General features: G+C 34.8%; 17 protein-coding genes. 5 read left to right on the forward strand and 12 right to left on the reverse strand.

Annotated elements, in window-relative coordinates; translation table 11 throughout:
* Positions 1-66 precede the first annotated feature (66 nt).
* From AC23MC_RS06080 to AC23MC_RS06100, 5 genes are all read right to left on the reverse strand, one after another.
* Positions 67-366 (reverse strand): hypothetical protein, encoded by a 300-nt coding sequence (locus AC23MC_RS06080; RefSeq protein ID WP_487567635.1) that lies wholly within the window; start codon positions 364-366, stop codon positions 67-69.
* Positions 367-445: 79 nt separating this feature from the next.
* Positions 446-3,616, reverse strand: coding sequence for an efflux RND transporter permease subunit (locus tag AC23MC_RS06085; protein ID WP_487567634.1), 3,171 nt, complete (start codon positions 3,614-3,616; stop codon positions 446-448).
* A gap of 25 nt (positions 3,617-3,641) precedes the next feature.
* Entirely contained in the window at positions 3,642-4,703 is a 1,062-nt protein-coding gene (locus AC23MC_RS06090) for an efflux RND transporter periplasmic adaptor subunit (protein ID WP_487567633.1), read from the reverse strand.
* A gap of 10 nt (positions 4,704-4,713) precedes the next feature.
* Positions 4,714-6,048 (reverse strand): TolC family protein, encoded by a 1,335-nt coding sequence (locus AC23MC_RS06095; RefSeq protein ID WP_487567632.1) that lies wholly within the window; start codon positions 6,046-6,048, stop codon positions 4,714-4,716.
* 10 nt (positions 6,049-6,058) lie between these two features.
* Positions 6,059-6,655 carry a TetR/AcrR family transcriptional regulator gene (locus AC23MC_RS06100; RefSeq protein WP_487567631.1) on the reverse strand — a complete coding sequence of 199 codons (597 nt, stop codon included), beginning with the start codon at positions 6,653-6,655 and terminating at the stop codon, positions 6,059-6,061.
* A gap of 176 nt (positions 6,656-6,831) precedes the next feature.
* Here AC23MC_RS06100 and AC23MC_RS06105 point away from each other — a divergent pair, with 176 nt between their 5' ends.
* Together AC23MC_RS06105 and AC23MC_RS06110 are read left to right on the forward strand one after the other, a co-directional pair.
* Positions 6,832-7,806 (forward strand): polyprenyl synthetase family protein, encoded by a 975-nt coding sequence (locus tag AC23MC_RS06105; protein WP_487567630.1) that lies wholly within the window; start codon positions 6,832-6,834, stop codon positions 7,804-7,806.
* Between the two features lie 382 nt (positions 7,807-8,188).
* Entirely contained in the window at positions 8,189-8,539 is a 351-nt protein-coding gene (locus tag AC23MC_RS06110; RefSeq protein WP_487567636.1) for a hypothetical protein, read from the forward strand.
* A gap of 2 nt (positions 8,540-8,541) precedes the next feature.
* On the opposite strand, the gene AC23MC_RS06115 is transcribed toward AC23MC_RS06110, so the two are convergent.
* From AC23MC_RS06115 to AC23MC_RS06130, 4 genes are all read right to left on the reverse strand, one after another.
* Positions 8,542-11,166 (reverse strand): hypothetical protein, encoded by a 2,625-nt coding sequence (locus tag AC23MC_RS06115; protein WP_487567629.1) that lies wholly within the window; start codon positions 11,164-11,166, stop codon positions 8,542-8,544.
* A complete protein-coding gene (locus tag AC23MC_RS06120) occupies positions 11,167-11,892 on the reverse strand; it encodes a GLPGLI family protein (protein WP_487567628.1) in 726 nt (241 codons plus the stop codon).
* Between the two features lie 56 nt (positions 11,893-11,948).
* Positions 11,949-12,212 (reverse strand): hypothetical protein, encoded by a 264-nt coding sequence (locus tag AC23MC_RS06125; protein WP_487567627.1) that lies wholly within the window; start codon positions 12,210-12,212, stop codon positions 11,949-11,951.
* Between the two features lie 272 nt (positions 12,213-12,484).
* A complete protein-coding gene (locus AC23MC_RS06130) occupies positions 12,485-13,030 on the reverse strand; it encodes a hypothetical protein (protein ID WP_487567626.1) in 546 nt (181 codons plus the stop codon).
* 118 nt (positions 13,031-13,148) lie between these two features.
* On the opposite strand from AC23MC_RS06130, the gene AC23MC_RS06135 reads away from it, so the two are divergent.
* On the forward strand, positions 13,149-15,920 hold the full coding sequence (locus AC23MC_RS06135) for a 2-oxoglutarate dehydrogenase E1 component (protein ID WP_487567625.1): 2,772 nt from the start codon (positions 13,149-13,151) through the stop codon (positions 15,918-15,920).
* 200 nt (positions 15,921-16,120) lie between these two features.
* Positions 16,121-17,344, forward strand: coding sequence for a 2-oxoglutarate dehydrogenase complex dihydrolipoyllysine-residue succinyltransferase (gene odhB / locus AC23MC_RS06140; RefSeq protein ID WP_487567624.1), 1,224 nt, complete (start codon positions 16,121-16,123; stop codon positions 17,342-17,344).
* A gap of 77 nt (positions 17,345-17,421) precedes the next feature.
* Here odhB and AC23MC_RS06145 read toward each other — a convergent pair whose 3' ends face one another.
* From AC23MC_RS06145 to AC23MC_RS06155, 3 genes are all read right to left on the reverse strand, one after another.
* Positions 17,422-17,883 (reverse strand): hypothetical protein, encoded by a 462-nt coding sequence (locus AC23MC_RS06145; RefSeq protein WP_487567623.1) that lies wholly within the window; start codon positions 17,881-17,883, stop codon positions 17,422-17,424.
* Positions 17,884-18,055: 172 nt separating this feature from the next.
* On the reverse strand, positions 18,056-19,003 hold the full coding sequence (locus AC23MC_RS06150; RefSeq protein WP_487567622.1) for a proline and serine-rich protein 1 family protein: 948 nt from the start codon (positions 19,001-19,003) through the stop codon (positions 18,056-18,058).
* 80 nt (positions 19,004-19,083) lie between these two features.
* Positions 19,084-19,521 carry a retropepsin-like aspartic protease gene (locus AC23MC_RS06155; protein ID WP_487567621.1) on the reverse strand — a complete coding sequence of 146 codons (438 nt, stop codon included), beginning with the start codon at positions 19,519-19,521 and terminating at the stop codon, positions 19,084-19,086.
* A gap of 87 nt (positions 19,522-19,608) precedes the next feature.
* Here AC23MC_RS06155 and AC23MC_RS06160 point away from each other — a divergent pair, with 87 nt between their 5' ends.
* Complete coding sequence (locus AC23MC_RS06160) at positions 19,609-20,376, forward strand: TatD family hydrolase (RefSeq protein ID WP_487567620.1); 768 nt, start codon at positions 19,609-19,611, stop codon at positions 20,374-20,376.
* Positions 20,377-20,398 lie beyond the last annotated feature (22 nt).

Genomic DNA, 20,398 nt, shown 5'->3' on the forward strand with positions numbered 1-20,398 from the left:
CATCTCTAAAAAACAACTTCGTGGACACTAAACAATTGATCCTTTTTCAGTAATTTTATATCGAACTCACGTTAAATTAGAATATCCGGTTAAATTGGGCTTGTAGCTTTCTGCTAAATACTCATCTTGAGTAACTAAATCATTGAAATCAGAAATGGGTTCATCAATCACAATTGTATAAAATTCACTAAATAGATTTTGATATTGCAACGAAGCATCTTCATGCAGATTATCTGCTTTGGAAAGTGTTTTGGGCAATTCTATTTTATATTGATCTTTAATTTTGATGGATTGGGTTTCTTCTTTGACACAACTTAGTACCAAAAAGGAGGTTAAAAAAAAGCAACTGATTCTGAATGTTTTCATGTAAAATATTTTGTGCAAGATAAAAAAAACCACGCTTTCACGTGGTGTAATCGGGTTAATTTGTTTGTGGAATTATGTTTTATATATGTTTTGAGGTAAAACCGTCTTCGCTCACTTCTGCGGGAATATATTCAGCGGTCATTTCTACCTCATAATTTACTTCTTCTTTATTTTTATTGAAACGAACAATAATACTGTCAAAAATGCTGTAAACAACCGGAACAATAACAAGCGTAAGGAACAAAGACGAAATTAATCCTCCGATGATTACCCAGGCCAGTCCGTTATTCATTTCAGCCGCTGCACCTGAAGCAAGAGCAATGGGTACCATACCGAATACCATGGCAATGGTAGTCATCAAAATAGGACGCAGACGGGCGTGGTTTGCCTGAACCAGTGCATCGTGTGTACTTTCGCCTGCCTCTTTCCGGTGATTTGCAAAATCGACTAATAAAATCGCATTTTTACACACCAAACCAATAAGCATAATGATTCCCAAAATGGTAAATACGTTTAATGAATTATTGGTTAAGGCCAGAGCCACCAAGGCTCCGATAAAGGAAAGCGGAATGGAAAACAGTACTACAAAAGGCGTTACAAAACTGTTATAAAGAGCTACCATTACCAGGTAAACCAATATAATCGCAGCCAATAACGCATAACCTAATGTTCCGAAACCTTCCGTTTGATTTTCCATATCACCGCCCCAGATGTAATTCACACCCGCCGGGCGATCCATTTTAGAAAAAACTGCTTCCCATTCTGCTGCAACCGTACCGGACGGACGTCCGACAGTTTGTGCTTCAACGTTAACAGAAGGTGTTTTATCCCTGCGTTCTAACAAACTGGGACCCGAACTTTGCGTAACGGTTGCAAATTGCGACAATTTGATTTGCTGACCCGCATTATTTACAAAAATCAGTTCGCTTACGTCGTTAAAGTCAGAACGGTCAAACTCATTATACCGGATGTTAATATCATATTCGTATTCTCCCGCTCTGAATTTACCATCCGTATTTCCGCTGAATGCCGTTTGCATGGTCATCCCGACAGTGCTTAAATCCAAACCTAAAGCAGCCATTTTATCACGGTCTACCTGAACATTAATTTCAGGGTTTCCATCTTCCGAAGTTAATTTTACTTCCGTTGCTCCACTGATTTTCCGGAGTTCCGCTGCCGCTTTTTCAGCAAAATCCATCGCGTCTTTTTGCGAAGAACCTGTTACCGTTAACATTAACGGTGCCTGATCCGCTCCGAATAAACCAACAGGAACCGTTTTTACTTTTGCATCCACCAGCTCTTTTTCAAGCTCACGTTTGATTTTGGCAGCATATACAAAAGTGTTGTCCTCACGTTCCGATTTGTCGTTCAGCGTTACTTTAATTTCCGATTTATAAACCGTGGTTTGCGAACCTCCAAAACCGTCACTGGTTTGTCCAACGGTAGTAATCAAACCGATAACCTCTTTTTTACTGCTCAAAAAGTTTTCTGCTTTTTGGGCCATAAAGTTAGATTGTTCGATAGAGGCATCTTTTGGCAATTCTATCTGAACCATAAATTCGCCTTTATCAATTTTGGCAAAAAATTCACCCCCGATATATCCGCCTCCAACTAAACCGAAAGAAGCAAAAAACAAAACCAATACAATTAACAGTGTCGTTTTCTTAAATTTCAACGACCACTCTAAAATTCCGGTTACCCAGTGTGTAAATTTATCCAAACCGGCTTCAAAAGAAAGAATAACCCTTCCGAAAAAAGTTCTTTTAGTAATGTGTTCCAGTTTTCCGTAGCGTGAAAACAACCATGGGACAATCGTAAAAGAAGCTAACAGCGATAACAGCGTTGCGATAACAACCGTCATACAAAACTGGGTAATAATATTGGAAACCAATCCCGTACTCATCGCAATCGGTAAAAATACCACGATGATTACCAGTGTAATGGCCGTTACCGTAAACCCGATTTCAGAAGCTCCGTCATAAGCCGCCCGCACTTTGTTTTTGCCCATCTCCATGTGCCTGTGGATGTTTTCCAGAACAACAATCGCATCATCCACCAGAATACCTACAACAAGGGACAGTCCTAACAAACTCATCAGATTAAGCGTATAGCCCAACAGGCTTATTCCGATAAAAGTGGCAATCAGCGACACCGGAATCGAAACCATCACAATCAGGGCGTTTCTGAAACTGTGCAGAAAGAACAGCATCACAAAGGCTACCAGCAAAATCGCAATAAATAAATCCTTCATTACCGCATTGGCCGCAACAAGGGTAAATTCCGTGGTGTCATCTGCAATATTCAGCTTTACACCATCGGCTTTATAATCCGCTTCAATCTGAACAACGGCTTTTTGAATTGCTTCACTTACTGCTACCGCATTCGCATCCGATTGTTTAATAACTTGTAACAGGATAGCACTTTTTTGATTGATTCGGGCAATTTTTTCCACTTCTTTTTGCGAATCCTGAACATCCGCAACATCTCCTAAACGGATTTGAATGCCATTTTTTGATGAAATAACTAAATTTCGCAGTTCTTCTACATTTTTATACTTTCCTGAGAGACGAATCAAAGTACTGTTTTCTCTCGTTTTTACGTTCCCGGTAGGGAAATCTAAATTCGAAGCCAGGATCATTTGCTGAACCTGTGGAACTGAAATCTGGTAACCCTGCAGTTTTTTGGCATCCAGGCTTACCTGGATTTCACGTTCTTCACCACCTACTAAATTTACCTGGGCAACTCCGTTTACACGGGATAATATAGGCTGGATTTTTTTGTCCAGCAAATCATAGAAAAGAATTTCGTCCATATCAGACGTTGCTCCGATAGTAATAATGGGTAAATCACTTATCGAGAATTTGCTGAGCGAAGGAGGATCAACATCGTCCGGCAAATCCTTTAAAACCGCATTGATTTTTCGTTGGGCATCATTCAGCGAATAATCGGCATTAGCATCAGCGGTCAGCGTAATCATTACCAACGACAAGCTTTCGAATGATTTTGATTCCACTTTTTTCACGTTTTCCAAAGAGGCAATCGCATCTTCTATTTTTTTGGTAACCGTATTTTCAACTTCCGAAGGAGAGGCACCGGGATAAATTGTAGAAACCGTTACTACGTTGATTTCAAATTTTGGAACCAGCTCATAACCCAGTTGCGTATAACTGAAGATACCTCCCAACGTAAGGATGATAAACAATACAGCTATGATGGTGGGTCTTTTTATGGATATTTCTGCTATTTTCATGTTTCAGAATTACGTTAACTGTTATTTATTTTATGATCGATACATTAGCACCGTCTGTCAGGTTTATCTGGCCGCCTGTAACCACCGTATCGCCTTCGTTCAATCCGTCTAAAACTTCTACCTTATCGCCGAAAATTCTTGCCGAAACAATTTTTGTGAGTTTCGCAACATTGTTTTTAACAACAAACACTTCATTGTTGCTGACACTCCCTACAAAAGCCGTTCTCGGAACAACTTTTAAAGGTATTTTTTGTTTTTCGTCAGCTTCAAAATGAGCCGTCCCGTACATTCCTGCTTTCAAATCGTTGTCCCCACTATTCGTGATTTCAATCTCCACCGGAAAGTTCAACGAAGCGTCTGCCACCGGAGCAATGAAAGTAATTTTTCCCGAAAATTCCTTATCCGGATAAACACTTGCTTTTACTTTTACGGCAGAGCCTGTTTTTAATGAAGCAATTTGATTTTCACTGACTGTAACTTTCAGTTTTAATTTAGAAACATTAACTAAATCAAACAACTGGGTTCCCGAAGAAACCACAGAACCCGGTTCGATATATTTTTTGTTTACAATTCCGTTTATGGTCGCTCTGATTGTCGCATCGCCAAAACTGATGTTGGCCTGGTCTAATCTTGCTTTCGCATTTGCTAAATTCAACTTGGCCTGATCTAATTGCTGCTGCGTTACCCCTCCCGTTTTAAAAGCATTTTCAAAACGCTGACTATCAGTTAATGCCGTTTGATACGCTGCTTTGGCACTTTGCACATCAACCGAAAGTTTATCTCCTTTAATGATAGCTAATGTTTGCCCGATTTTCACAACACTGCCTTCTCTTACCAAAACCTGTGTAACCCTTCCTGAATTTTCAGCCGAAAAGTTAAGTTCCTGATAAGGGGAAAAATTTCCGTTTGCAACAAAATCAGTCGAAACAATTTCGCTTTTTACGGTTGCTGTCTTTACTGCAACAGAAGTATTTTTCTGCCCTACAATTGCAGTTTCCGCTTCATTCTTTTCCTTGTTGTTGTTGAGTATAAAGCCAAATAATGCCAGAACTGCAACGACTATTCCTATGTATAATACTTTTTTCATTTTATGTTGATTAATTAATTAGTGTTTTTAATTCTCCTTTTGATTTGATTAACTGAATTTCTGCTAATTTATATTCTAACAATGCATTATTGTAATTGTTTTGGGACTCTACCAAAGAATTTTCAGCATCCAAAAGGTCTGTGAGTGTTGCTAGCCCGTTAACATAATTATTTTGTGTATTGTCCAGCACTTCCTGGGCTAACGTTACGTTTTGTCTTTGATTTTCGATTGTAATCAGACTGTTTTCAATTTGTGTTTTCGCATTTTTATAGGCCAGATCCAAAGACAATTTTGTGTCTGCCAAATCTGCTTCTGCCTCACGTACATCAATATCCGCCTGACGTACTTTGGCACGAGTTCCAAAACCTGTAAAAATCGGGATGTTCAAATTTAAACCAATAGAAGAGAAATCGGACCAATATACTTTATCAGATGGTCTTGCTCCCCATGGCATCTGTGGTCCCTGACCGATATAGTTATAGCCTGCTGTAAGCGACAGCGTTGGATAATAAAGTGATTTCATGGCTTGCTTGTTCAGCTCCAGCAAACTTTTTTGAGACTCTAACAGCTTGTATTCAGAGCGTAGAGCAGTATTCGCAGATTCTTCCAACTGAAGTGGGGTTACTTCCACTTCCGAATCAGGTATCGTAATTTTTTCATCCATGGGCATACCCATATAGAATTTTAAAGCATTTTCCTGAACCTCAACAGCGTTCAACAACTGTTGACGCGTAGTGGTAATGTTATTCAGTGTAACGGTAATCCTGTCCAAATCAATCTTTTTGGCCAAACCGTTATCAAACAGATTTTTAATAATCTCTTTAACTTTAGTGGTGTTTTTCAGATTGTTTTCTATAACCGTTAGTTTTTGACGTTGCAGATACACCTGATAATAAGCATTTGCCACTCGTTCTATCACTTGCTCGTCTGTTAAATCCTTGTTGATTTTGTAAAACTCCCGGGTGGTTTTGGCAGCCTTTAACCCTGTGAATACCTGTTGATTAAAGATGTTTTGCGTTAGCGAAACACCTGCAACAGAAGTCCATTTTTGACCAAATTCAGCCTGAATAGTCGTTCCGGGTTGTCCAAACGAAGCTCCATCTATAACCGTTTGCTGTATAATAGGATTATAGGTTAGATTCCCGTTAGCCGAAATTTGCGGCAATGCCTGTGAACGGACTTCCTGAATCTGATACTCGGAATTTTCAACCGCCAGATTTGCCTTAATTGCTTCCGACTTGTTTTGTAACGCATAGTTGATCGCGTCTTTTAACGAAAGTATTTTTACTTCCTGTGCATTTACTGATAAAGTAAAGGCTATTAACATAAAAATTGTTTTTTTCATTGATTGATGATTATATATTGGGATTAGATAATTGTTTTTCAAGTTCTTCAACGCCTTTGGAAGTTGATAAAGCTCTCGTATGATATTCTAATGCTTTTAGTTCCAAAGCGGAGGCCTCCTTTTCAAGAATGGTGGATTCATTGATTTGAAAAATCAGCAGATAATAAAATTTTGAATACAGTTCAATATCCACTTCCGGACGATACAAACCCTGTACAATCCCTTTTTCAATGTTTGTTCTGAACCAGATCTTGCATTCGTCAACCTGACTCGAATATACCTTATCGTAAATCTCCGGGTAATGTTTCTTCAGTTGATACACCGGCGAAGTTTCCGAGGATTTAAACAGTTCCTTAAACGTTCGTCTTATTTCAAAATTTTCTTCAATTGCATTGTGATTTTGTTGAAATATTTCCGACATTGTGTGATGAATATCATTGTGAACCTTTTCAACCGTTTCTTCAATCAAAACCTCTTTGTTGCAAAAAAACTTGTAAATGGTCTTCTTCGAAATCGCCATTTCATTGGCAATATCATCCATGGTAATGCTTTTAAATCCTAACTTTAAAAACAATTCTGTTGCTTTTTCTATAATCTTCGTTTTCATTTATTCAAGTTCTGTTTTCGTTGGCAAATGTAAATAGGAAACTTTTAACACCAAAATAGTTTCCAAAGTATTTACAATTATTTAACATTTGTTTTGGATGTAATTATTCGTCAGGTTTCTGCATTCGGTTTTTTTTGGTTTTCTTTGTATTCCATTAAACTAAAAATTTTTCATCAATGCATTCTATTGCGGTTTATCAAGAACATTTTCTTGCTCATTTAGAAAATCAAAAAATTTTAAAAGAACCTAAAAATCTTTATGAACCAATAGATTATATTTTACGTTTGGGAGGAAAAAGAATGCGTCCGGTTTTGACCTTACTTTCAACCGAAATTTTTGATGTTGATTTTAAAAAAGCACTTTCTGCGGCAACGGCTGTGGAGGTTTTTCATAATTTTTCGTTAGTTCACGATGATATTATGGACGATGCTCCATTACGAAGAGGAAAAGAAACCGTCCACGAAAAATGGAATCTGAATACCGGAATTTTATCAGGAGATGCAATGTTGATTTTAGCTTATCAATATTTTGAAAGTTATGAACCAACAATTTTTAGAGCTTTGGCGAAATTATTCAGCAAAACAGCTTTGGAAGTATGCGAAGGTCAGCAATACGATGTTGATTTTGAAACCAGAGACGATGTTTCCATTTCCGAATATTTAAAAATGATTGAATTTAAAACCGCTGTTTTGGTTGGGGCTGCGATGAAAATGGGAGCAATTATTGCCGAAACATCAGAAGAAAATGCCAATTTAATTTATGATTTCGGATTAAATTTAGGCATCGCCTTTCAATTGCAGGATGATTATTTAGATTGTTTTGGAAATCCGGAGACTTTTGGAAAACAAGTGGGTGGTGATATTATCGAAAATAAAAAAACGTATCTTTACTTAAAAGCGATGGAATTTGCTAAAGCTGAAGAGCGAGAGCAATTGTTGCATTTATATTCCATTCAACCCAATGATAATTCCGAAAAAATTGAATCAGTAAAAGAATTTTTTAACCATACCGGAGCAGCAAAAGCAACTCAAAAAGCGATAGAAGAGTTTACTATGAAAGCCTTTGAAACCTTAACCAAAATGCAAATTGGCGAAGATAAAAAAATGGTTTTGAGAGCGTTTGGCGAGAAGCTGATGAAGAGGGATGTTTAAGTTGCGGGTTTGAAAGTTGCGGGTTTCGGGTTATAAGTTTCAGGTTCTTTGTCATTCCGCAAGATGACGAAGTCGAAATAGGAATCTCCTGCGAAGCAGGCAGTTTTTTAGTTTGGAGTTAATAGTAAGGAGTTGTAGTAAAAGAAAAAAATAAACAGAAAAAATCCATTCAAATCCATTTTCGCTTGCGAACAAAAAAATCAGCGAACATCCATTCAATCCAACGAATCCGTGTTCCATTAAAATTAAGTAAGGAGTTGTCATAAAATAAAAAGTAAACAGAATAAAATCCATCCAAATCCATTTTCGCTTGCGAACAAAACAATCAGCGTAAATCCATTTAATCCAACCAATCGGTGTTCCATTAAAATAAAAAATGAAAATGTATCCCATCCCAACATCAACCGACCATCTTCTAACCGAAGCAGAAAAAGAAAATCTTTACCTCAAACTTATTGAGCAACTCAACAAAGATTTCAATTTTGCCAACGAACCGGTTGATTTTCCGTTGAGCACTTCGCCAAACGAATTAAAAATTCAATTGCACGAAAAAGTATATCGACTTATTCAATACAAATTTGCCGAATATTTGAATTTGCTTTATATCATTGATGTTTCCGAAGAAGAAGTCAAAAAACTTAATGGAGATGACATTGCCGAACTCGCTGAACAAATAGCTTTTTTAATTTTAAAAAGAGAATGGCAGAAGGTTTGGTTTAGAAATAAACTTTAAAATTAGAATGAAAAATATAGTTTTAACATAACATATCTTTCTATCAAATTGTGAGAACTAGTTGAACTTGAAAAATCTGAAATGCTCCTCGTTTCGAATGTTTTGTTATTGGTTAAATTTTTTGCAATCAAACTTAATCCATATTTTTTGTTCAAAGGAGAATAATTGATTTCAGACTCCAAAAACAAATAATTACTATTTTGATTTAAGTCTGGTGAGATGATATTAGCAATGCTATTTATCTTTATTTCTTTTGTGGGTTTATAAATTATTTTTGTTTGATTAGTTAGGCTTTGAAATATTGTTTTATTGTTTTCAACTTCAAAAGAGTTGTTCAAATAAAAAATGTTGTTTTCAAATGATATTTTAGATTTATATCCAACCCGGGCAGTTAAGTTTAAAAATAATGTGTTTCCTTTAATATCCCTAATTTCTGAATTATTTACTACATTTTTATTAAATGATAATGAATAATTTCCGTTAAGTCTAAATGTAGTTCTTAAGGGGTGATAATACATTTCACCAGAAATATTTAAATTATAATCTTTTGTACTTAATGCAGATAAAAAGGAATTATTAATTGTAATATTTTGATTTATTATAGTATTAGAGAAATAATTATTAGGTCTAAAATCATAATTTAAGTTGATTGATAATTGTTTAAAATTATAAAAATCATTATAATTATATCCTAAATTATAAGAATGAGTTTTTAGAAATTCCAAGGATAACTCGTTGTTAGAAAAACTTCTGTAATTGGTTTGAACGATACCTGAAAACAATTGATCTTCTTCTGGCAAAACAGCATTATATGAGTAAGATGATAGAAATGAACTTTTTCTGTTTAACTTATAATTAAACATTAGTAAAGGTGCCAAAACTAATTCATTCTCGCTGTTTGATTTCAAATTTACATAATCTTCTAATGTTGTAGATGTGTAAAAGGTGTTTACACCAAATTTTAAAGCATATTTTTTTCTGTTATAGACCAAAACAGGCTTAATAGAAAATAAGTTTACAGAAAAAGCATTGTCATTTTTGTAAAAATCACCTAAACTATTTCCTTCTTCATTTTTTAATAAAGAAAACAGTTTAGAGTTGGTTGATAAATATTCTGCATTAATTACGAGTTTAAGACTGTCTTTTTTTGAATAAAGAGAAGACTTAAGTCTCAATAATTGATCATCAAATCGACTCTCTTGATTTGCTGAAATTAATGAATTTTCGGAGTCTATCAAAGTACCTGGGTTTATATTTAGATGCTGTGGAGCATTACTTTTAGAAAAATCAACGCTATTTAGAATTACTGTTTTGTCGCTAATTTTATAGGTAGAATTAATATTTTGTTTGATAAAAAGTGCTTGACTATCAACTTGGTTACTTTGAATTAAACCATTATTATTACTATTGTCATTGAATGTTGTTTTGGAATAATTAATTTTTCCTAAATAATCCCAATGGAAAGATTCTTTTTCTTTATTTGAAAAATTTGCTGTTGCATCATATAAAACAGGTTTTTTTATTAATGAGTTACTTTCATTAATAGTGAAATTTTCGTTGCCAATAACGTAATTTGAAGTGTTCTGATTTTGTCTGGAAATTCTATCATCATAAAACCCCGCATTCAATTTAAGAGAAGACTTTTCTTTCACCTTAAACAATGAATTACCACTCACGTAAAAATTATTGTTGAGACTATGAAATTTTGAATCTAAAACGGAGTTAAAATAGCCCTGATTTATAAGTGTTTTAGAATGTTTTTCTTCATTTCTGTCAAAAGATTGAAAATCAGAGTTTGCGTTGTATGGAGTGTTATTTTGTCCAATGTTGTTATAAGATGCTACACCAAAACCTTTAATTTTGCTATTTACCAAAACAGCTGATATGTTATTGTCAAAGTTAGATTCATATCCATAACCCAGATTTACATTTCCGGTTAAATCTGTTTTTCCTTTTTTTAAAATAAGATTTAGGGCAACATCATCAGAGTCTCTGATTCCTTTAAGCAAACTGTTTTCATCATAATGTTCAATTCCTTGAACTTTATCAATCATATCAACATTTATGTTTTTAGATCCAATTTTATACTGGCTATCAAATAAATCATCACCGTCTAATAATAATTTTTTAATATTTTTTCCCTTGTATTTAATTATCCCATTTTCCTCTACAATAATGCCCGGGAGTTTTTTCAGCAAATCCTCAACAACTCTTTCGGACCCATCTCTAAATGAATCAGGATTATACGTAACCGTGTCTTTTTTTTCCTGGATTGCTTTTTTCCCTTCTAAAATAACTTCGTTCAGTTTTGTAATTCTATTTTCAAGAAAAACATTAATTTCAATTTCATTTTCATAATTAAAAAGGTTTTTTAAATCTACCTTCTTTGGTTCGTGTAGTAGGGAAGTGAATTCTAAAAATAGAAGTTCTGAATTTTCTTTTAAATCTATTTTATAAAAACCATTTCTATCAGATGTTGTATATTGAAAAATTATAGCGGGATTGTCATTTTTTTTTATTAGAATATTTGAAAATGCCACTACTCCGGTGGAATCTGAAACAGTGCCTTTTATTGTTTGGGAATAAATGCTGATTGAGCAAAGAAAAAAGAATAAAAATTTGTGCATTTAATTGTTTATCAAAACCTCCATAAAACCTCTGCTCATTGGTCTGGTTTCACCTTGTTCATTTATAATCCTTGTTAAAGATTCTCTATATTTTTCTTCATATTTTTGTAAATATTCAGAATAAGTTATAGTTTTTTTGTCTTCATAGACATTTTTGACTTCAATTTTGTCCTTTGGAAATTTTATGGACTCAGCTAAATAGTGAAATGAGGCAACAGAATCATCCGAAATAACCTCTAAAATTAAGCCGGGCAAGCCTGAAAACTTAAGAGGGCCATCAGAAGTGCTAATGCTTTGAGAAAAATAAACTATAAAGTTTCTACCTCTGAAACTTAAAGTTGCTTTTTGACAACTGTAACCTAAAATTTCTTTTGTTGAGGCTTCAATTTTCCAATCTAAATTACCGATGCTATCATTGATATTAAAAAAATTAAATCGTATGTGATCGTTGTAAGTAATAACTTTGTTTTTTAAATCCTTAAAATAAGTTGGATTATTTTCAGTAGGTAAATTTATAATGTCAGTACTACTATTATTTTCTTGATATGAATTTCTAAAATCTTCTACATATATAGATTTTTCTCCATTACCACTTAAATAGGTTTTAATATTTGTTGTTAAATCAATATTTTTTGCAACTTGCTTCATGTTGTAAGTAACTTCATAATTCTGCGAATTAACTGCGAGACTAACAAAAAAAACGAGTAAAAATAAAGTATTTTTCATATTCTTTAAATTTACAGTTATATAAAAGGATTGCTTTTTTATACCTTATTAATTAATTATCCAAGTGCTTGAGATGCAGCTGGGTTTCTTTTTAAAACATCTCTTCTAGCTACCGCACAATTTTGTTCTGTAGTCAATTCTGTACTACAACTTTCAGCATGGTCAACATACTGTCCATTATAAGTCAAAGTAGCTGTACAACATCCAACAACTGCAACTTCAGCTGTCTTGTTTTCAATAGTTGCTTCTTCTTTTAACTCGTTTGCAAAAATACTGCTTGTCATTAAAGACAAACCTAAAACAAAAAATAATTTTTTCATAATTAAATAATTATATGGTTTATAATAGTACAATATTATATGAAAAAGGTTTTAAAATCAAAAATTTTTATGACTAAAGTATGCATTAGATGCATAATGTTTTATAAATTAAATTTGGCGTATTTATTTTATTCAATTCTAGAAAGTTCAAATAAAACTTGATTTAACTAAGCAACTAAACTTTTTTTAAAAATTTTGGGGAAAAAACTTTAGAGCCAAGAAAAGCAAATGCTTCTTGACTTTTTAGTACGTTTCTTAAATCAGAAATTGTCTTAGAAATAAACTCTAACAAACGGCATCCAAGCCTCAGAATACACATTTCGATTGTCGTTGTGCAACACATTATAACGAAGACCAATAGTTACATTATTCGTTTGATAACCAACACCTAAAAACAGACCGGTGTTCCAAAAATTATCTTTCAAAGAACCAAAATTGTCTTTATAAGTCGTGTTCACTCGAAGTTGTTCCAATTCAGCAGATAACTGAATTTCCGGAATCGGATTTCCCAAAACAATCATACTCGCACCATAAATATACGATTCAAAAAAGTTCTTTTGCTTTACATAACTTCCTTGAACTCCAAAACCAAGACTAATGTATTGATTAAAATCATAAATTGCTCCGGGAGCTAGTGTAATATCAGTATAGTTGTTTCCAATAGCCAAACCTATTCCACCTCCAAAACGAACTTTTGACCAAAATTCACTTTTTTGGTTTTGAGAAAGACTATTATTTTCTTGACAAAAAGCATTTTCCGAATAAAAAAATGCAGACAAAAAGAAACTAAAAATTGTAAGTTTTACAGCATATTTCATCTCTATATCATTTTAGCAATTAAAAACATAAAAGTATGTAAAAATAGATAAAAGATTATTGCAAATATTGTACTTTTGCAAAACTATTTTTAACAAATAAGGTTTATTACTACTAATTATGGATAGGTTTTCCTTTTTAAACGCAGCACACACACAATTTTTTGCAGATCTTTACGAACAATATACCGTTAATCCGGATGCTGTTGAACCAAGTTGGAGAGCCTTTTTTCAAGGTTTCGATTTTGGTCTGGAATCTGCAAGCGACAATGAAGCCGTTACCCAATTGGCCGATTTTTCAGCCGGAAATCAAGACTGTAGTCTCGTTTCTGATAAATTACAAAAAGAATTTAATGTTCTAAAATTAATTGATGCCTACAGAACGCGTGGTCATTTATTCACTAAAACCAATCCGGTTCGTGAGCGAAGAGTATATGCTCCAACCTTAGCTTTGGAAAATTTCGGATTAGCATCTTCCGATTTAGAAACTGTTTTTGATGCCGCAAAAGTATTGGGTCACGAACCAAAACCATTGCGTGAAATTGTCAAACATTTAGAAAATGTATACTGCCAATCCATCGGAATTGAATACATGTACATCCGTAAACCGGAAGTAATCGAGTGGATTCAAAGACGTTTAAACATCAATGATAATTTACCAAATTTCTCCGGAGATCAGAAAAAACACATTCTAAATAAATTAAACGAAGCCGTTTCTTTCGAAAACTTCTTGCATACAAAATATGTAGGACAAAAACGTTTTTCATTAGAAGGAGGAGAGAGCATCATCCCAGCTTTAGATGCCCTAATTGAATCTGCTGCCGAAAAAGGCGTAGAGCAATTTGTGATGGGAATGGCTCACCGTGGTCGTTTGAATATCTTAGCCAACATTTTTGGTAAACCAACCCAAGACATTTTCTCCGAATTTGACGGAAAAGATTACGACAAAGAATATTTTGACGGCGATGTAAAATACCACTTAGGTTTAACTGCCGACAGAAAAACAAAATCAGGTAAAAATATCAACATCAATTTAGCTCCAAACCCTTCGCATTTAGAAACGGTTGGTGCGGTGATTGAAGGTATTACCAGAGCAAAGCAAGACAAATATTTCCCGAACGATTTCTCAAAAGTATTGCCAATAACTGTGCATGGAGATGCGGCTGTAGCCGGACAGGGAATCGTATATGAAATTGTTCAAATGTCACAATTGGACGGTTACAAAACCGGAGGAACTATCCATTTGGTGATTAACAATCAAGTCGGATTTACAACCAATTACCTCGATGCTCGTTCGTCTATTTATTGTACAGATGTAGCGAAAGTGACATTATCTCCAGTGCTTCACGTCAATGCAGACGACACCGAAGCCGTAGTTCACGCGATGCTCTTTGCGTTAGATTTCAGAATGACTTTTGGTCGCGATGTATTTATCGATTTATTAGGGTATAGAAAATACGGTCACAACGAAGGTGATGAACCACGTTTTACCCAACCGGTTTTATACAAAATCATCGCAAAACATAGAAACCCAAGAGATATTTATGCTGAAAAGTTGATTGTTGATGGAATTGTTGACCAAGCCTACATCAACAAAATCGAAACCGATTACAAAGCAAAATTAGATCAAAATTTAGAAGCTTCTCGCAAAAAAGAATTGACCATCATCACACCGTTTATGCAAAATGAATGGGACGGATTTGTACAAGTTTCTGACGATGAAATGTTGAAAAGCGTCAAAACAACATTCGATAAAAAGAAGTTAGATGTCATTGCCGAATCCATTTCAACTTTACCATCTGATAAAAAATTCATCAATAAAATCAGCAAAATTGTTACCGACAGAAAAACAATGTACGATAACGATACCATCGATTGGGGAACTGCTGAAACATTGGCCTACGGAACATTATTAACCGAAGGTTACGATGTTCGAATTTCCGGTCAAGATGTAGAAAGAGGAACTTTCTCGCACCGTCACGCCGTTGTAAAAGTGGAAGACAGCGAAGAAGAAGTAATTTTATTAAACGGATTAAAAGATAAAAAAGGAAAGTTCAGCGTGTTCAACTCGTTCCTTTCAGAATATGGCGTTTTAGGTTTTGACTACGGTTATGCCTTAGCCAATCCAAACGCCTTAACCATTTGGGAAGCACAATTTGGCGATTTCTCCAACGGAGCCCAAATTATGATTGACCAATATATTTCGTGTGGCGAAGACAAATGGAACAATCAAAACGGAATCGTGATGCTATTGCCACACGGTTACGAAGGTCAAGGTGCCGAGCACTCTTCCGCCAGAATGGAACGCTACCTGCAACTTTGTGCCCGTCACAATATGTATGTAGCCGATTGTACAACACCTGCGAACTTTTTCCACTTGTTAAGAAGACAAATGAAAACCAAGTTCCGCAAACCGCTAGTCGTGTTTTCACCAAAAAGTTTACTGCGTCACCCATTGTGTGTTTCAACCAAAGAAGAACTATACAACGGAAGTTTCCAAGAAACCATCGACGACAATTCCGTTGACAAAAAGAAAGTAAAAACACTCGTATTCTGCACCGGAAAATTCTACTACGATATTTTAGCCGAAAGAGAAAACTTAGGCAGAAATGACGTAGCTTTGGTTCGAATCGAGCAATTGTTCCCGTTACCAATCGAGCAATTAAAAGAAATAATAGCCAAATATCCCAACGCAGACGATTACGTTTGGGCACAAGAAGAACCCAAAAATATGGGAGCATACAGTTTTATGTTAATGAATTTTGACTTGGTAAAATGGCGATTAGCGTCGTTAAAAGCCTATGCAGCACCAGCCGCCGGAAGTCACACCAGAGACAGAAGACGCCATGCCGATGCAATCAGAATGGTATTTGACAAAAATTTGTTTAGATAAGAAGCTAATCCTGCTATCCGCTTCAATCTTTTACCATTTTTTGTTGTTTTTGTAAGTCAAAAAAAGAGCTCCCAAGGTCGCTTTTTTTTGCCAACAAAAACTAACAAAAAATACCAAAAGGATTTCCGCTGCTATCAGGGCTAAAACGAGATAACAACACACAATAAAAAATTAAAATTCATAATTAAAAACATAAAAAGATGATTTTAGAAATGAAAGTTCCCTCTCCGGGAGAATCTATAAAAGAAGTAGAAATCGCAACCTGGTTAGTAAAAGATGGCGATTACGTAGAAAAAGACCAAGCGATTGCTGAGGTCGATTCAGACAAAGCCACTTTAGAATTACCGGCAGAAGCCAGCGGAATCATCACGCTAAAAGCTGAAGAAGGTGACGCTGTAGCTGTTGGAGCCGTTGTGTGTTTAATCGACACTTCAGCTGCAAAACCAAGCGGTGATGCTCCAAAAGCTGAAGCCAAAACCGAAGCACCAAAAGCAGAAGAGAAAAAAGTTGAGACTCCAAAAGCAGCTCCAACTCCTGAAAAAACGTATGCAACACAAGCACCTTCACCGGCAGCTCGAAAAATTTTAGACGAAAAAAACATTCAACCTTCCGATATCGTTGGAACCGGAAAAGGCGGAAGAATCACAAAAGATGATGCAGTAAATGCTGTTCCTTCAATGGGAACGCCAACCGGCGGAAATCGTGGTTCAGAACGTTCAAAATTATCAATGTTGCGTCGTAAGGTAGCCGAGAGATTAGTTTCGGCTAAAAATGAAACAGCAATGTTAACTACGTTCAACGAGGTTGATATGACTGCAATTTATGATTTAAGAGCAGATTACAAAGACGCTTTCAAAGAAAAACACGGTTTAGGATTAGGCTTTATGTCTTTCTTTACCAAAGCCGTAACGAGAGCTTTACAATTATATCCTGATGTCAATTCAATGATTGATGGTCAGGAGAAAATCACGTATGATTTCTGTGATATTTCAGTAGCTGTTTCAGGTCCAAAAGGATTAATGGTTCCGGTTATGCGAAATGCAGAAACACTTTCTTTTAGAGGTGTCGAAGCTGAAATCAAACGTTTGGCAATTCGTGCTCGTGATGGTCAAATCACTGTTGATGAAATGACTGGCGGAACATTCACCATTTCAAATGGTGGTGTTTTTGGTAGTATGTTATCCACACCAATCATCAACCCACCACAATCCGGTATTCTTGGAATGCACAATGTGGTAGAAAGAGCAGTAGTTAAAAATGGTCAAATCGTAATTGCTCCTGTAATGTTTGTAGCTTTATCTTATGATCACAGAATCATCGACGGAAGAGAATCAGTAGGTTTCTTAGTAGCAGTAAAAGAAGCATTAGAAAACCCGGTAGAACATTTGATGGGTGGCAATGTTAAAAAAGCATTGGAACTGTAGGTTTCAAATTTCTATAAAAATAAAGAATCCCGATTAGAATTTCTAATCGGGATTCTTATTTCAAGTAAGCATATCAGTTAATATTGAATGTTAAAAGATCCACTTGCGATAGTCGCAATTGTACCTCCAGCGGGTCCTTGAATATCTCCTGACATTGTACCAACAAGTTTTTTCGAGTTATTATTTGTTGTTACATTAGATGTAAATGTTGTTTGAGTTCCGTCGGAATAGTAGTCATAGGATCCATTCACATAAGAAAGATAACTTATAGCATCAATTCCGGTATCTCCCTTGTCTATGTAGAACGTTACAAATTCTGTTGGGTTTGAGCTTATAACTCCTGTTACTGTTAATTCAGTATATTCTTCTGAAGATCCTCCAAAATGAACTTCTTCAACGACTTCAATTACATCAAAAACTTTTGTTTGACTGTTCATAGTTAATGTAATGCGGTTTGTCTCGCTTCCTCCATCGTCATCACTTGAACAAGAAGATAATACTAAAGCACTTGCGGCTAAGAATAAAAATAATTTTTTCATGTTTGTTATATGTTTTAAGATTTAATGCAATGATAAATTAAATTGTTATGAACTACAAATTTTTTCTTAAAAATACCTACATATAGGGATGTTTTTATATTGATTTCCTGATGATATTCAAAAAAAATCCCAATTAGAAGCCTAATTGGGATATTATATAAAAATAAGTTTTTTATCTCCTCGAAATAAAATCATTCAATTCATCTGCACTTGAGCTAAACGAAAACACATTGTTTACTTTAAAATAGTTTTGCGGTTCCACGCAAGCATCAAAAGCAAATTTTGCAAAATCTAAACGCGTTTCTTCAAAACCAAAAATTTTACAGATTTCCACAATTTGATTGGTGTTTAAACAATTATTATGTGCAATTTGTTTCGCCGTTTTTAATCTCGATTCATCAAAACCTTGATTTTTAATAGTTTCTAAAGCACTACTAAAATTTCCATTATTCATTGGTCTTGCACCATAGCAACCTTCTTGAATAGGTTCTTGATAACCTACATGTGAATTTCCGGTTGTCACAGTAGTTGTCTCTGTTACTGTCGTGCTTCCGCTAAAAACCGGATCGTTAATTGAAATGTTCACACCAACTCCGCCAACACTAACACCGGCATTCACTCCTCCAACAGATGTAGTAGTGGTGGTGGTTTGTTGCACAACACCAACCGGAGCAGTTTGTTGCACAATCACTTGTTGAGGTGGAGCAGGTTGACCCCATCGTCTCACGTACATATTTGAAGGTGCCACATAACGTTCCGCAATTGGAGTCATCGAAAAGAAATTTAGCTTCATTTTAGAAGGTTTGTTCTTGTCTCTTTTAATTTTGTAGGTAACATCCATAAACACTTCATCAACATCCGTAATTTGAAGAAAGTTTTTAGAAATTTCCTGTCTCATTTTATCCTCAAAAATAATTTTGGCATTGTAGTAGGGTTGTACTAATTCTTCTACACGAATGTTTGTTTGAGGCTCGTCATTAATGCGTTCGCCATTCAAAATCAAGTAAAATTTGTCGCCGTCCTCAGAAAAAATGGTTAAATGCCCATACGGCTGAATCTGCCCAAATGAAAGGGCCGAAGCGAAAAGTAATAAACAAGTAATAGTAGTTTTTAGTTTCATATAAATTTGTTTTAAAGTTCTAAAATTAAGTATTATGAAACGAGATTTCCAAAAATAATGCCAAATTTTTTAGGAATTAATTATGATAAATATAAACAATGATTATAGTAATCAATAATTGCTTTTCCTTCCAGTAAAACATCGGCACCAATGATTCCGTGAACAGGTTTAGCTTTGTACTGCGTTAAGGCTAAATTTACATGCGTTAAATCAAAAATAACCAAATGTAGATTTTTGGTTTTCCAACGACCTATTTTTAAAGCAACATTTTTGCCAATCTGCGTCTCCATTCCGGTTGCTCCGGCTCCTGCAGCTTTGGTTTTAGAGGCTTTGGCATTTACATTAAAATGCTCAACTTGATCAAATCCAATGCAACTGTTGGATGCTCCGGTATCTAAAATAAAATTTCCTTTCACACCATTTATAGAGGCTTTTATCAGCAAATGTTGGGTTTTAGAAACCTTAAAAGCAATTTTTTTGTATCCTGAATCTTTTAAAAGATCTTGTAAATTCTTCATTTTGAGATTTTGAAGTTCAAAAGTAATTCAAATTAAAGTCAAAACAAAGCAGTAGAAATTATCTTGAAATTTACTTATTTTTGCCGCATGATTTTAACCGACACCCATACGCATTTATATTCAGAAGAATTTGAGTTGGATAGAAACGAAATGATGCAAAGAGCCATTTCAAAAGGAGTAACTCGTTTTTTTGTTCCAGCCATCGATTCAACTTGTACTGAATCAATGTATGAATTGGAAAGAAACTATCCGGAAAATGTTTTTTTAATGATGGGATTACATCCGTGCTATGTCAAAGAGAATTATTTGGATGAATTAAATCACATCGAAACCGAATTAGCCAAACGTAAATTCATAGCCATTGGCGAAATTGGTATCGATTTGTTTTGGGATAAATCAACGCTCGAAATTCAGAAAATCGCATTTAAACATCAAATTCAATTAGCAAAAAAATATAAATTACCTATTGTGATTCATTGTCGCGAATCATTTGATGAAATTTTTGAAGTGTTAGAGTCGGAAAGAAGTGAAGATTTATTTGGAATTTTTCATTGTTTCACTGGAAATTTTGAACAAGCTCAGCAAGCTATTTCGCTTAATATGAAATTGGGAATTGGTGGTGTTGTAACTTTCAAAAACGGAAAAATAGATCAATTTCTTCCTCAAATCGATATTAAACACATTGTTTTAGAAACCGATTCTCCTTATTTAGCTCCGGTTCCTTTTCGCGGAAAGCGGAATGAAAGTAGTTACGTTTATTTGGTTGCCGAAAAATTAGCCTCTATTTATGGTGTTTCAATCGATGAAGTTGTTCAAATTACAACCGAAAATTCAAAAGCCGTTTTTGGTATTTAACGAAATATTACTTCAAAAGTCA

The sequence above is a fragment of the Flavobacterium sp. T50_26 genome (assembly GCF_057652995.1).

Excerpts from the sequence above, each read along its gene's own strand:
- AC23MC_RS06110 (WP_487567636.1), top strand. The coding sequence starts at position 8,189 with ATGTATCCCATCCCAACATCAACCGACCATCTTCTAACCGAAGCAGAA.
- AC23MC_RS06155 (WP_487567621.1), bottom strand. The coding sequence starts at position 19,521 with ATGAAGAATTTACAAGATCTTTTAAAAGATTCAGGATACAAAAAAATT.
- AC23MC_RS06120 (WP_487567628.1), bottom strand. The coding sequence starts at position 11,892 with ATGAAAAATACTTTATTTTTACTCGTTTTTTTTGTTAGTCTCGCAGTT.
- AC23MC_RS06115 (WP_487567629.1), bottom strand. The coding sequence starts at position 11,166 with ATGCACAAATTTTTATTCTTTTTTCTTTGCTCAATCAGCATTTATTCC.
- AC23MC_RS06135 (WP_487567625.1), top strand. The coding sequence starts at position 13,149 with ATGGATAGGTTTTCCTTTTTAAACGCAGCACACACACAATTTTTTGCA.
- AC23MC_RS06125 (WP_487567627.1), bottom strand. The coding sequence starts at position 12,212 with ATGAAAAAATTATTTTTTGTTTTAGGTTTGTCTTTAATGACAAGCAGT.
- AC23MC_RS06105 (WP_487567630.1), top strand. The coding sequence starts at position 6,832 with ATGCATTCTATTGCGGTTTATCAAGAACATTTTCTTGCTCATTTAGAA.
- AC23MC_RS06100 (WP_487567631.1), bottom strand. The coding sequence starts at position 6,655 with ATGAAAACGAAGATTATAGAAAAAGCAACAGAATTGTTTTTAAAGTTA.
- AC23MC_RS06150 (WP_487567622.1), bottom strand. The coding sequence starts at position 19,003 with ATGAAACTAAAAACTACTATTACTTGTTTATTACTTTTCGCTTCGGCC.
- AC23MC_RS06080 (WP_487567635.1), bottom strand. The coding sequence starts at position 366 with ATGAAAACATTCAGAATCAGTTGCTTTTTTTTAACCTCCTTTTTGGTA.
- AC23MC_RS06090 (WP_487567633.1), bottom strand. The coding sequence starts at position 4,703 with ATGAAAAAAGTATTATACATAGGAATAGTCGTTGCAGTTCTGGCATTA.
- AC23MC_RS06085 (WP_487567634.1), bottom strand. The coding sequence starts at position 3,616 with ATGAAAATAGCAGAAATATCCATAAAAAGACCCACCATCATAGCTGTA.
- AC23MC_RS06095 (WP_487567632.1), bottom strand. The coding sequence starts at position 6,048 with ATGAAAAAAACAATTTTTATGTTAATAGCCTTTACTTTATCAGTAAAT.
- AC23MC_RS06145 (WP_487567623.1), bottom strand. The coding sequence starts at position 17,883 with ATGAAAAAATTATTTTTATTCTTAGCCGCAAGTGCTTTAGTATTATCT.
- AC23MC_RS06130 (WP_487567626.1), bottom strand. The coding sequence starts at position 13,030 with ATGAAATATGCTGTAAAACTTACAATTTTTAGTTTCTTTTTGTCTGCA.
- odhB (WP_487567624.1), top strand. The coding sequence starts at position 16,121 with ATGATTTTAGAAATGAAAGTTCCCTCTCCGGGAGAATCTATAAAAGAA.
- AC23MC_RS06160 (WP_487567620.1), top strand. The coding sequence starts at position 19,609 with ATGATTTTAACCGACACCCATACGCATTTATATTCAGAAGAATTTGAG.